This window comes from Pseudomonas syringae group sp. 26L6, from assembly GCF_032587815.1.
GTDB lineage: Bacteria > Pseudomonadota > Gammaproteobacteria > Pseudomonadales > Pseudomonadaceae > Aquipseudomonas > Aquipseudomonas amygdali.
Genome location: NZ_JAWHPJ010000011.1, coordinates 184745 through 196828, shown reverse-complemented (window position 1 = coordinate 196828; position 12084 = coordinate 184745). Strand labels below are relative to the sequence as shown.

Annotated in this window: 11 protein-coding genes; 5 read left to right on the top strand and 6 right to left on the bottom strand. The window is 59.9% G+C overall.

Features of this window, described 5'->3' with window-relative positions:
• Nucleotides 1-245 precede the first annotated feature (245 nt).
• The 5 genes from leuS to RYA97_RS05800 all read left to right on the top strand — a co-directional run bounded on the left by leuS (nucleotide 246) and on the right by RYA97_RS05800 (nucleotide 6486).
• Entirely contained in the window at nucleotides 246-2852 is a 2607-nt protein-coding gene (gene leuS, locus RYA97_RS05820) for a leucine--tRNA ligase (protein ID WP_016981875.1), read from the top strand.
• 89 nt (nucleotides 2853-2941) lie between these two features.
• Nucleotides 2942-3547, top strand: coding sequence for an LPS assembly lipoprotein LptE (gene lptE / locus RYA97_RS05815; protein ID WP_005745388.1), 606 nt, complete (start codon nucleotides 2942-2944; stop codon nucleotides 3545-3547).
• Nucleotides 3548-3588: 41 nt separating this feature from the next.
• The gene (gene holA / locus RYA97_RS05810) at nucleotides 3589-4626 is read left to right on the top strand and encodes a DNA polymerase III subunit delta (protein ID WP_117140628.1); all 1038 of its coding nucleotides are present in this window, start codon (nucleotides 3589-3591) and stop codon (nucleotides 4624-4626) included.
• A gap of 283 nt (nucleotides 4627-4909) precedes the next feature.
• Nucleotides 4910-5065, top strand: coding sequence for an alternative ribosome rescue factor ArfA (arfA, locus tag RYA97_RS05805; protein WP_002555325.1), 156 nt, complete (start codon nucleotides 4910-4912; stop codon nucleotides 5063-5065).
• Between the two features lie 83 nt (nucleotides 5066-5148).
• Nucleotides 5149-6486, top strand: coding sequence for a lytic murein transglycosylase (locus tag RYA97_RS05800; protein ID WP_117140629.1), 1338 nt, complete (start codon nucleotides 5149-5151; stop codon nucleotides 6484-6486).
• Nucleotides 6487-6606: 120 nt separating this feature from the next.
• On the opposite strand, the gene lipA is transcribed toward RYA97_RS05800, so the two are convergent.
• The 6 genes from lipA to mltB all read right to left on the bottom strand — a co-directional run bounded on the left by lipA (nucleotide 6607) and on the right by mltB (nucleotide 12069).
• Nucleotides 6607-7614: a lipoyl synthase gene (gene lipA / locus RYA97_RS05795; RefSeq protein ID WP_002555327.1), complete on the bottom strand. Its 1008-nt coding sequence runs from the start codon at nucleotides 7612-7614 to the stop codon at nucleotides 6607-6609.
• Nucleotides 7607-8263, bottom strand: a complete 657-nt coding sequence (gene lipB / locus RYA97_RS05790; protein ID WP_005745386.1) for a lipoyl(octanoyl) transferase LipB — start codon at nucleotides 8261-8263, stop codon at nucleotides 7607-7609. The genes lipA and lipB overlap by 8 nt, the downstream gene beginning before the upstream one ends.
• Nucleotides 8263-8538, bottom strand: coding sequence for a DUF493 domain-containing protein (locus tag RYA97_RS05785; RefSeq protein WP_002555329.1), 276 nt, complete (start codon nucleotides 8536-8538; stop codon nucleotides 8263-8265). The genes lipB and RYA97_RS05785 overlap by 1 nt, the downstream gene beginning before the upstream one ends.
• A gap of 93 nt (nucleotides 8539-8631) precedes the next feature.
• Nucleotides 8632-9792: a D-alanyl-D-alanine carboxypeptidase family protein gene (locus RYA97_RS05780; protein ID WP_002555330.1), complete on the bottom strand. Its 1161-nt coding sequence runs from the start codon at nucleotides 9790-9792 to the stop codon at nucleotides 8632-8634.
• 241 nt (nucleotides 9793-10033) lie between these two features.
• Nucleotides 10034-11062: a septal ring lytic transglycosylase RlpA family protein gene (locus tag RYA97_RS05775; protein WP_002555332.1), complete on the bottom strand. Its 1029-nt coding sequence runs from the start codon at nucleotides 11060-11062 to the stop codon at nucleotides 10034-10036.
• The gene (gene mltB / locus RYA97_RS05770) at nucleotides 11062-12069 is read right to left on the bottom strand and encodes a lytic murein transglycosylase B (protein WP_002555333.1); all 1008 of its coding nucleotides are present in this window, start codon (nucleotides 12067-12069) and stop codon (nucleotides 11062-11064) included. The genes RYA97_RS05775 and mltB overlap by 1 nt, the downstream gene beginning before the upstream one ends.
• Between the last annotated feature and the right edge of the window lie 15 nt (nucleotides 12070-12084).

Sequence of the window (12084 nt, the reverse complement as noted above, 5' to 3'; positions counted from 1 at the left end):
ATGGAACTGCGACCAACGGGCAGATAGGGCTGTCAGCCGGGCTTTGAGCGCTGCGAGGCGCAATCAGGGTTTCCCTCGATAGACAGCCCTCATGTATGCTACTGCGCTTCCTGTAATTCCACTTCCGTGCTCTTGAGCCCGAACGCACCGCACAGACAGTTGCAATTGTCCGCCACGCGGTGCCGACCTGACTCGGCGAAGCAATGAAGAGGTCAAGGGTCACTAATCTTTAGTAAAAAGTAGCCATGCACGAACTCTATCAGCCCCGCGAAATCGAAGCCGCTGCCCAGACATTCTGGGATGAGCAAAAGTCTTTTGAAGTCAGTGAACAGCCAGGCAAGGACACTTTCTATTGCCTGTCGATGTTTCCTTACCCAAGCGGCAAGCTGCACATGGGTCATGTACGCAACTACACCATTGGCGATGTCATTTCCCGATACCAGCGCATGCTGGGCAAGAATGTCCTGCAGCCACTGGGCTGGGACGCGTTCGGCATGCCGGCCGAAAACGCAGCCATCGACAACAACGTCGCGCCGGCCAAGTGGACCTACGAAAACATCGCCTACATGAAGAACCAGCTCAAGAGCCTGGGTCTGGCGGTCGACTGGTCGCGCGAAGTCACCACCTGCAAGCCTGATTACTACCGCTGGGAACAATGGCTGTTCACTCGCCTGTTCGAAAAAGGCGTGATCTACCGCAAGAACGGCACCGTAAACTGGGATCCGATCGACCAGACCGTACTGGCCAACGAGCAGGTCATCGATGGCCGCGGCTGGCGTTCCGGCGCGCTGATCGAAAAGCGCGAAATCCCGATGTACTACTTCAAGATCACCGCGTACGCCGATGAGCTGCTGGAAAGCCTCGACGAACTGCCGGGCTGGCCTGAACAGGTCAAGACCATGCAGCGCAACTGGATCGGCAGGTCGCGCGGCATGGAAGTGCAGTTTCCGTACGATCAGGCCTCGATCGGCGAAGCCGGTGCACTGAAAGTCTTCACCACTCGCCCTGACACCCTGATGGGCGCGACCTACGTCGCCGTCGCCGCCGAACACCCGCTGGCGACCCTGGCCGCGCAAGGCAACCCTGGGCTGCAAGCGTTCATCGATGAGTGCAAAGGCGGCAGCGTTGCCGAAGCCGACGTTGCCACTCAGGAAAAGAAAGGCCAGCCGACTTCGCTGTTCGTCGAGCACCCGCTGACCGGCGAAAAACTGCCGGTGTGGGTCGCCAATTACGTGTTGATGCATTATGGCGATGGCGCAGTCATGGCCGTGCCGGCACACGATGAGCGTGATTTCGAGTTTGCCACCCAGTACGGTCTGCCGATCAAGCCCGTAGTACGCACCAGCGCCGGCGACCAGACGCCTGCCCCATGGCAGCCGGCCTACGGCGAGCATGGCGAGCTGATCAATTCCGGCGAGTTCACCGGCCTGAATTTCCAGGCCGCATTCGATGCCATCGAAGCGGCACTGGTGAAAAAATCCCTCGGTCAGTCGCGCACCCAGTTCCGTCTGCGTGACTGGGGCATCAGCCGCCAGCGTTATTGGGGCTGCCCGATCCCTATCGTGCATTGCGATACCTGTGGCGACGTGCCGGTTCCTGAAGACCAGTTGCCGGTTGTCCTGCCCGAAGACGTAGTGCCCGACGGTGCTGGCTCGCCACTGGCGCGCATGCCCGAGTTCTACGAATGCAGCTGCCCGAAATGCGGCGCACCGGCCAAGCGTGAAACCGACACCATGGACACCTTCGTCGAGTCCTCGTGGTACTACGCTCGCTATGCGTCGCCGCATTACGAGGGTGGTCTGGTCGAGCCGAATGCTGCCAACCACTGGTTGCCGGTGGACCAGTACATCGGCGGCATCGAACACGCCATTTTGCACCTGCTTTACGCGCGCTTCTTCCACAAGCTGATGCGTGACGAAGGCCTGGTGACCTCGAACGAGCCGTTCAAGAACCTGCTGACCCAGGGCATGGTCAACGCCGAAACCTACTTCCGCATGGAAACCAGCGGCAAGAAAACCTGGATCAACCCGGCCGACGTGACTCTCGAAAGAGACGCCAAGGCCAAGGTTATCAGCGCGAAGCTGACCAGCGATGGCCTGCCGGTGGAAATCGGCGGCACTGAAAAGATGTCGAAGTCGAAGAAAAACGGCATCGACCCGCAAACCATGATCGATCAGTACGGTGCTGATACCTGCCGTCTGTTCATGATGTTCGCCTCCCCGCCCGACATGAGCCTGGAATGGTCCGACTCGGGCGTCGAAGGCTCGCATCGCTTCCTGCGCCGCGTGTGGCGTCTGGCTCAGGCGCATGTCGCTCAAGGCGCATCGACCGGTCTGGACATTGCGGCACTGACGGATGACCAGAAAGCCATCCGCCGCTCGATTCACCAGGCGATCAGGCAGGCGAGCCAGGATATTGGCCAGAACCAGAAATTCAATACCGCCGTCGCACAAGTGATGACGCTGATGAACGTCCTGGAAAAAGCCCCGCAGGTCACCCCGCAGGATCGCGCGCTGCTGCAGGAGGGTCTGGAAACGGTCACCCTGCTGCTGGCACCGATCACGCCGCACATCAGCCACGAGCTGTGGACGCAACTGGGCCACAATGAGCCGGTCATCGACGCTGGCTGGCCTGCATTCGATGCAAATGCGCTGGTTCAGGACAGCCTGCAACTGGTGATTCAGGTCAACGGCAAGCTGCGCGGCCATATCGAAATGCCCGCCAGCGCCAGCCGCGAAGAAGTCGAAGCGGCCGCACGTATCAACGAGAACGTATTGCGCTTCACTGATGGCCTGACCATTCGCAAGGTGATCGTCGTGCCTGGCAAGCTGGTCAACATCGTCGCAAGCTGATTGGATCGGGCGCCCGGCAGACGCCGGGCGCCGAACATATTTCCAGGGTACGCAGTGTCGGCCCAAACGGATTCAAGGGGAGCATCAAGATGATCAAACGCAATTTGCTGGTGATGGGCCTGGCTGTTCTGTTGAGTGCCTGTGGCTTCCAGCTGCGCGGCACCGGCACCACCGAGCTGGCCATCAAGGAGCTGGATGTAAGCGCGCGTAACGCTTATGGCGAAACCGTGACCCAACTCACTCGCCTGCTGACCAGTTCCGGCGTCAAGGTCTACACCGGCGCGCCTTACAAGCTCATGCTGACCAACGAAGCAGAAACCCAGCGCGCCATCAGCTATTCGGGTTCGGGTCGTTCGGCTGAATACCAGCTGACCACCACCCTGACCTATGAAGTGCATGGCGACAGAGATCGTTTCCTGCTCGGCGACAAGGTCACCGCAGACCGCTCCTACGTTCACGATGGCAACAACCTGACCGGTTCCGATCAGGAAGCCTCTCAGGTTCGTCAGGAAATGCGCAACGACCTGATCCAGAAACTGATGGCGCGCTTGCAGCAAATGACGCCGACACGCCTTGAAGAACTGCAGGCCAAGGCCGACGCAGTTGCCAAGGCTGAAGCCGACGCACAGGAAGCCGCCCAGCGGATCCGCGACGAGACGCCTCAGCAATCGCCTGTCGAAGTACCGGCCAGGTAAGTGTCCGGGGCCAGTCAGCTGGCCCCGGCATGCTCTGACTCATGAAACTCGCCCCCGCCCAACTCGGCAAGCACTTGCAAGGCACACTTGCGCCCGTCTACGTGATCAGCGGTGACGATCCGCTGCTCTGCCAGGAAGCTGCTGATGCCGTGCGTGCTGCTGCGCGCCAGCAAGGTTTCGATGAACGGCAGGTATTCAGCGCTGACGCCAGCTTCGACTGGGGTACGCTGCTCCAGGCCGGCGCCAGCATGTCGCTGTTCGCCGAGCGCCGTCTTCTGGAACTGCGCTTGCCCTCAGGCAAACCCGGTGACAAAGGCGCTGCGGCGCTCATGGAATATTGCGCCAGACCTGCCGAAGACACCCTGCTGCTGATCAGCCTGCCCAAGCTCGATGGCAGTGCGCAGAAAACCAAATGGGGCAAGGCTCTGGTTGAGGGTGCGCAAACCCAGTTCGTGCAAATCTGGCCGGTGGACGTCGGCCAGCTGCCGCAATGGATTCGCCAGCGCCTGTTGCAGGCGGGCCTGGCAGCGACTCAGGATGCCGTCGAACTGATCGCGGCCCGGGTCGAAGGCAACCTGCTGGCGGCCGCGCAGGAAATCGAAAAGCTCAAGCTGATGGCCGAAGAAGGCCAGATAACCGTCGAGACTGTGCAGGCGGCCGTGGCCGACAGTGCGCGCTTCGACGTATTTGGTCTGACCGATGCAGTGCTCAACGGCGAAGCTGCCCATGCCTTGCGCATGCTGGAAGGGCTGCGCGGCGAAGGGGTCGAAACCCCCGTGATCCTCTGGGCCCTGACCCGCGAGCTGCGCGCGCTGGCCAACATGTCCCAGCAGTTCAGTCAGGGCATGCCACTCGACAAAGTGTTCAGCTCGGCCCGCCCACCGATCTGGGACAAGCGCAAGCCATTGATGAGCAAAGCCCTGCAACGCCATTCGGCAAAACGCTGGAGCCAGTTGCTCATGGATGCACAACGCATCGATGCGCAGATCAAAGGCCAGGCAGCAGGCTCGCCTTGGAGCAGCCTCAGCCGACTGGCGCTGCTGATGGCAGGGCAACGGCTGGCACTGCCTGCGGAGTGAGTGAGTGAGGTTGTCGACTCTCGTTCCCACGCTCTGCGTGGTAACGCCTTTCAGGACGCTCTGCGTCCTCTTGTGACGCGGAGCGTCACGAACTGCATGTCGACGCGGAGCGCCGGCACGATAAAGCGAGCAGCCTGCACCGCCCCATTCGCGAGCAAGCTCGCTCCCACAGGTATTGCATTCAAGTCCGCCTCCCGCGTCATAGCACACGACTATTAGACACAAGCGCCGTTCTGCCCGATTATTTGCATCGCTTTACAACACCCATCAGGAGCACCCCGCCATGAGCAAGCCAAAGCGGCCGAACAAGGCCAAATCCATCATCGCCCAGCCATTGTTCCGCAGTCGTCAGGAACAACCCGCCAAGGGCAAAGGCAGCTACCGCCGCGAAGCCTTCCAGTCTAAAAGCTGGGAGGCTTCCTGCTTTATGGCGGCCTGATATCGAGCAACATCTCCGGGGCGCTTTCAACCGCTTAGCCGTGTTATGGTCTGCACCTAACGGTAATACCCTTGGACTCAAGCATGCCTTCTCGTTTTACCCATCGCCCGCAGCTGCGCCAACTCATCGCTGCCTCCAGCCTTGTTGCCTTGGTAGCCTGCGCAGAAAAACCCACTGCAGCCGATGCCACGCCTCTTCAATCCAGCAAAGCACAGACAAACGCTCCTGCCGTAGCTCCTACGCCTGCGCTGGTCGTTGATGACAGCCTCACGATTCAACCCGCCGTCAGCTTCAGCGAATGGCAGGCCGGTTTTCGTGTTCAGGCGTTAAAGGCAGGTATCCGGGCGGATATATTCGATCAGGCATTCGCCGGTGTCACTCCCGACATGAGCGTGGTCAAGGCCGACCGCAGCCAGCCTGAGTTCACCCGTCCGATCTGGGAATACCTGGACGGTGCCATCTCCGCCGCACGCGTGCGCAAGGGGCAGGCGCTGCTTTCGCAGTACGCTGACGACCTGCAGAAGATCGAGCAGCAGTATGGTGTGGATCGTCAGGCGCTGGTCGCGGTATGGGGCATGGAAAGTAATTTCGGGTCGTTCCAAGGCACGCAATCCGTCATCCGCTCGCTGGCTACGCTGGCCTATGAAGGTCGCCGTCCCGGTTTTGCACAGAGCCAGTTGCTGGCCGCGCTGGAAATCATCCAGCATGGCGACATCACACCGGACAAGATGCTGGGTTCGTGGGCCGGTGCGATGGGCCAGACCCAGTTCATCCCGACCACCTATAACACTCATGCCGTCGACTTTGACGGCGATGGCCGTCGTGACATCTGGAACACTCCCGCCGATGCCCTGGCCTCCACTGCGCATTACCTGCAAAGCTCTGGCTGGCAACGCGGTCAGCCCTGGGGCTTTGAAGTGGTACTCGGCTCCGGGTTTGATTACTCGCTGGCAGATTCGACCACTCGCAAGAGCCTCGCTGAATGGCAACAACTGGGCCTGAAACAGCCGGACGGCTCGGCGATTCCAGTCGCAGCCAGCCAGCAGCAAGCCGCCTTGTTGTTGCCAGCCGGTTATCGCGGGCCAGCCTTTCTGGTGCTGGATAACTTCCGAGCAATTCTCAAGTACAACAACTCCACCTCGTACGCACTGGCGATCAGCCTGCTTTCTGACCGGTTCAAAGGGGCCGGGTACGTAGTAGGTGCATGGCCACGCGGGGACACTCCGCTGAGCCGCTCTGAACGCATTGAACTGCAAACCCTGCTCTCGGCACGTCAATATGACGCAGGCGCACCAGACGGCATTATCGGTGCCAATACGCGCAAGGCCATTCGTAGCGCGCAGCAGTCATTCGGCTGGCCGGCAGATGGTTACCCGACGCATGAATTGCTGGAGGCCCTGCGCAAGCCTGTGGGGCAATAATCGGGAGGACGCAGAGCGTCCAGAACAGCATGCCCACGCGGAGCGTTGGCACGATAATCAACCGCAAACAAAAAGGGCCAGGTATCGCTACCTGGCCCTTCTTGTTTTTGCGGCGTGCTGTCAGAGCATTGCCTTGGCGATCTTGGCTTGCTCGTCGGCATGATACGAAGAGCGTACCAGCGGCCCGGATGCGACGTTCTTGAAGCCCATCTTGTAACCTTCCTCGGCAAACCAGGCAAAGGTGTCAGGGTGGACAAAGCGCTGCACCGGCAGGTGGTTGCGCGATGGCTGCAGGTACTGACCCAGCGTCAGCATGTCGATGTCGTGCTCGCGCATGCGCTGCATGACTTCGATAACCTCTTCGTCGGTCTCGCCCAGGCCCAGCATCAGCCCTGATTTGGTCGGTACATGCGGGACCATCTGTTTGAAGCGCTGCAGCAGGGTCAACGACCACTGGTAGTCCGAACCCGGACGCGCAGCCTTGTACAGACGCGGCACGGTTTCCAGATTGTGGTTGAACACATCCGGTGGCTCGGCGGCGGTGATTTCCAGCGCAACGTCCATGCGGCCACGGTAATCCGGCACCAGTGTTTCAAGCTGTACGCCCGGCGACAGCAGGCGGATTTCGCGGATGCAGTCGGCAAAGTGCTGAGCACCGCCGTCACGCAAGTCGTCACGGTCCACCGAGGTGATCACTACGTACTTCAGACGCAGGTCGGCAATTGCGATGGCGAGGCTCTTCGGTTCGTTGACGTCGAGCGGCTTCGGACGACCATGGCCCACGTCGCAGAATGGGCAGCGACGGGTGCAGATGTCGCCCATGATCATGAACGTTGCGGTGCCACCGGAGAAGCATTCGCCCAGGTTCGGGCAGGACGCCTCTTCACAGACACTGTGCAGCTTGTGCTTGCGCAGCAATTGCTTGATACGGTCGACTTCCGGAGAAACCGGGATGCGCACACGAATCCAGTCGGGTTTCTTCGGCAGATCTACCGTTGGAATGATCTTGACCGGGATGCGCGCAACCTTTTCCGCTCCGCGAAGCTTGACGCCCGCTTCGACTTTCGGACGGGCCACTCGCTCGGAAACATCCAGCGTCGGGATCAGGGTTTGCACGGTGTCAGTCATAATGGTTTATTCCGCCCGTAAGGGTCGCCTGCTCAGCGTAGTCGAGGTGTTTGACGAGCTGCGCACGCAGTCGGGCACTTACCTCGGAAAATTCTATCTGCCCTGCCTGATCGCTCAGTTGGGTCATGGCCAACCCGGCGTATCCGCAAGGGTTGATGCGGCGGAACGGCTCCAGGTCCATGTCGACGTTCAACGCCAGACCATGAAACGAGCAGCCGTTGCGAATGCGCAGACCGAGCGACGCGATTTTCGCGCCGTCGACGTATACACCCGGTGCATCGGCCTTGGCGGCTGCCTTGACGCCGTAGTCGGCGAGCAAGGCGATAAGGGTATTCTCGATCCGTGTTACCAGATCGCGAACACCGAAACCAAGGCGCCTGACGTCCAGCATCAGGTAAGCCACCAGTTGGCCCGGGCCATGATAAGTCACTTGGCCGCCACGATCGACCTGTACGACAGGAATATTGCCCGGCAGCAGCAAATGTTCGGCCTTGCCGGACTGTCCCTGGGTGAAAACCGGGGGGTGCTGGACCAGCCAGACCTCATCGGCAGCCTCGCGGCCACGCCCATCGGTAAAGCGTTGCATGGCGTGCCAGGCAGTTTCGTAATCGATCAGGCCCAGATCACGAAAACCCAGCGCAGCCGTCATCAGAGCACCATGTGCACGAAACCCGTAGCGCGAAGGGCACTATTGATATCGCGCAATTGATCTTCGCCTGTAGCGACGATGTGCAACTGGACGGTGGTGTATTTGCCGTTGCTGCTCTGACGCTCGGCGAGCGTCTTGAGGTCGACCTGTGCGTACTTGTGCAGGACTTCCATGACAGCAGCAGTAAAGCCCACGCTGGTATCACCGATCACCTTGATCGGATAGTCATCGCAGGGGAATTCGATTTTGTGCGACTTGATGTCGGTATCAGTCATGGCAGTAAAGGTCTCACAAGCCGTGACGACGGACACGCAGCCCGCTCAGATCATGAGCAGGCCGCGAGAAGGTCGGCAGTAGTTACTGGAGGGTCAGTTGAACAAGCCGTAGAAGAACAGGCGGATGCTATCCCACACGCGGCGGAAAATGCCACCTTCCTCAACTGCATCAAGCGCAATCAGGTTAGCGGTGTGAACCACCTGATCGTCTTTCTTGACCTCGACCTTACCGATCACGTCGCCCTTGGCGATTGGCGCAACCAGTTGCGGGTTCATGGTCATGCTGGCGGACAGCTTCTTCATGTCACCTTTTGGCATGGTCATGCTCAGATCTTCAGCCAGACCGGCCTTGACCTGACGCTCAGTGCCTTTCCAGACGGTTGCCTGAGCCAGCTCGGTGCCCTTCTGATAGAAGTTCTGGGTTTCGAAGAAACGGAAGCCATAGGTCAGCAGCTTCTGGGTTTCAGCCGCGCGGGCCTGCTCGCTGTTGGTGCCGAACACTACTGCGATCAGACGCATGCCGTCACGTACAGCCGAAGACACCATGCAGTAGCCGGCCTCGTCGGTGTGGCCGGTCTTCAGACCGTCAACGGTCTTGTCGCGCCACAGCAGCAGGTTGCGGTTAGGCTGCTTGATGCCGTTCCAGAAGAACTCTTTCTGCGAGTAGATCGCATAGTGAGCCGGGTCTTCGTGAATGATTGCACGCGCCAGGATCGCCATGTCGTGAGCCGACGAGTAGTGCTCGGGGTTCGGCAGACCGGTCGGGTTCATGAAGTGGCTGTTGGTCATGCCCAGGTCGCCAGCGGTTTTGTTCATCATGTCGGCAAATGCATCTTCGCTGCCGGCAATGTGCTCGGAGATCGCAACACTGGCGTCGTTACCCGATTGGATAATGATGCCGTGCAGCAGGTCGCTGACCGTCACCTGGCTGCCCACCTTGATGAACATCCGCGAACCGCCTGTGCGCCAGGCGTTTTCACTGATGGTCACCGGATCGTTCTCGCCGATCTGGCCGCGACGAATTTCCAGGGTCGCGATGTAGGCAGTCATCAGCTTGGTCAGACTGGCAGGTGCCAGACGCTGGTCACCGTTGTTCTCGACCAGAACGTTGCCGCTGGTGGCATCCATCAGTACGTAGGACTTGGCTGCCAGTTGCGGCGCAGCAGGCGTCATCTGCTCTGCCGCCCAGACGGTCGGGGTGATAATCAGTGGAACAAGCAGGCACAAACGTTTTGCAAAGGTGGTGATGTTCATCCGTCTCTCGAGAATCCTAATGGGCAAACATGCCCTTGCGGGCAAAACTGAACAGACCGGCGAGGCGAAGACGCCTCGGTACGGCTCGTGGCGCCAGACTGTAACCCTGGCTGACAAAGTCGCCTGTTCGACACACGACCTTGTGGGCAGTTACCTGCAACGCTGGCCCTGATGGCAAAGCTGCGCTGCCTGCGACTGCATATCGTCCTCCATTGTTGCTGGAAAACGATTGTCGAAAAACTTATTGATCCGATGTCACTACGCTTGGCTGACCCAGATTGGCCGACCTGACGCTGTTTTGCAGTTGCTGGGCTTCACCCGGCGTGTCGATCGGTCCCATCCGGACCCGATAGAGCGTTTGCTGATTGCGAGCTATCGAGCTGACGAACACCGGCGCTCGAACCATCCCGCTCAGTTTCGACCTCAGGAGCTCCGCAGCGTCCGGGTTGGCGAAGGCTCCCACCTGGAGAAACAGCCCAGCGGCTTGTCCTGAAGCGTTTTTTTTTGCGTCAACCTGCAACGGCACGACAGGTGCGGCATGTTGCTGCGGTGGCGGCGTGTATTGCTCGACGGTTCCGGTCGATGTCGACAGCGCGGGCGGCGTGGCCTGGGCCATCACTTGCGGCTGATTGAGCATAAGCGGTGCAGGACGGCCACGTTGCGCCCACCATTCCTGCGGGTCGATACCTTCGACCTTGACCCGGGCGGTGCCGGTTTCGGCATAGCCCAGCTTTTTGGCGGCGGCGTAGGACAAGTCGATAATGCGGTCAGAATAGAACGGCCCGCGGTCGTTGACGCGCAGAATCACCGTACGGTTGTTGTCCAGGTTGGTCACTTTGACATAGCTGGGCAGCGGCAGGGTCTTGTGCGCGGCGCTCATGCCATACAGGTCATACACCTCGCCGTTGGCGGTGTTCTGGCCATGAAACTTGGTGCCATACCAGGAAGCGGTGCCCGAAGCGACGTAACGCTTTGAATCGCTCATCGGGAAATAGGTCTTGCCCAGCACCGTATACGGGTTCGCCTTGTAGGCACCGGTATGCAGGGTCGGCGTTGCATCGGGGATGCGCGAGACATCCACGTCCCACCACGGCGCGCCGTCCTTGTGGGCACGGTTGATGTCCAGCCCCGGCATCGAGCGCACAGCGGCACCGCCTTTTGGCGACTGCGACGAGGTTGTGCGTGACGGCGACGAGCAACTGGCAACCAGCACTGCCAGGCCGGTCAGCGCCAGAAGCTTGAATGTTTGCAGAATCGGCAATGCCCGCATTACTTGACGCCTCGAGCTTGAACCAACGATTCAGACAGCTGATACACGGCCATGGCGTACATCACACTGCGGTTATAACGGGTGATAGCATAAAAATTGTTCAAACCCAGCCAGTATTCAGGACCATTGTCGCCTTCAAGACGGAACGCCGTTACCGGCATATCGTCGCGCAGCGCATCATGACTCGCCCAGCCCAGCTGTCGCAACTCCCCGACCGACATTACCGGATCAAGCGCAGGGCTCAACCCTTCGTCAACCCGGTCGCCACGTGCGGTCGCGCGGCTGACTACCGGCTGACCGGCTACCCAGCCATGACGCTTGAAATAACTGGCAACGCTGCCGATGGCATCGTCCGGGTCGGTCCAGATGTTGATATGGCCGTCGCCGTCGAAATCCACTGCATAGGCGCGGAAACTGCTCGGCATGAACTGCGGCAGGCCCATTGCTCCGGCGTACGAGCCTTTGAGAGTCAAGGGGTCAACCTGTTGTTCGCGAGCCAGCAGCAGAAACTCACGCAATTCCTTGCGGAAGAACTGTGCGCGTGGAGGGTAATCGAAACCGAGCGTCGACAATGCATCGATCACCCGGTAATTGCCGGTATTGCGGCCGAAAAAGGTTTCCACGCCAATGATCGAAACGATGATCTGCGCCGGTACGCCATATTCCTGCTCGGCGCGGGCCAATGCGGCCTCGTGCTGACGCCAGAAATCGACGCCGCGGGCGATGCGCGTATCGGTGATGAACATCGGCCGATACTCTTTCCACTGCTTGACGCGTTCGGCCGGGCGGGAAATGGCATCGAGAATCGCCTGCTTGCGCTCGACCTCACGAAACAGGCTCATCAACTGCTCACCGGCAAAACCGTGATCGCGGGTCAGCTCACCGACGAATTCCGCTACCTGGGGCGAACCCTCATAGTCGCCGGCCAGCGCCTCTTGCACCGATCCAAGGATGCCTACCAGACCGACCACCGGAGCATATCGAGCCCAGTTACGCATTGCTTGCATTGAATAGTTCACCTT

What these genes read in the sequence shown, in the direction of transcription:
- leuS (WP_016981875.1), top strand. Translation starts at nt 246, where the DNA reads ATGCACGAACTCTATCAGCCCCGCGAAATCGAAGCCGCTGCCCAGACA.
- lptE (WP_005745388.1), top strand. Translation starts at nt 2,942, where the DNA reads ATGATCAAACGCAATTTGCTGGTGATGGGCCTGGCTGTTCTGTTGAGT.
- holA (WP_117140628.1), top strand. Translation starts at nt 3,589, where the DNA reads ATGAAACTCGCCCCCGCCCAACTCGGCAAGCACTTGCAAGGCACACTT.
- arfA (WP_002555325.1), top strand. Translation starts at nt 4,910, where the DNA reads ATGAGCAAGCCAAAGCGGCCGAACAAGGCCAAATCCATCATCGCCCAG.
- RYA97_RS05800 (WP_117140629.1), top strand. Translation starts at nt 5,149, where the DNA reads ATGCCTTCTCGTTTTACCCATCGCCCGCAGCTGCGCCAACTCATCGCT.
- lipA (WP_002555327.1), bottom strand. Translation starts at nt 7,614, where the DNA reads ATGACTGACACCGTGCAAACCCTGATCCCGACGCTGGATGTTTCCGAG.
- lipB (WP_005745386.1), bottom strand. Translation starts at nt 8,263, where the DNA reads ATGACGGCTGCGCTGGGTTTTCGTGATCTGGGCCTGATCGATTACGAA.
- RYA97_RS05785 (WP_002555329.1), bottom strand. Translation starts at nt 8,538, where the DNA reads ATGACTGATACCGACATCAAGTCGCACAAAATCGAATTCCCCTGCGAT.
- RYA97_RS05780 (WP_002555330.1), bottom strand. Translation starts at nt 9,792, where the DNA reads ATGAACATCACCACCTTTGCAAAACGTTTGTGCCTGCTTGTTCCACTG.
- RYA97_RS05775 (WP_002555332.1), bottom strand. Translation starts at nt 11,062, where the DNA reads ATGCGGGCATTGCCGATTCTGCAAACATTCAAGCTTCTGGCGCTGACC.
- mltB (WP_002555333.1), bottom strand. Translation starts at nt 12,069, where the DNA reads ATGCAAGCAATGCGTAACTGGGCTCGATATGCTCCGGTGGTCGGTCTG.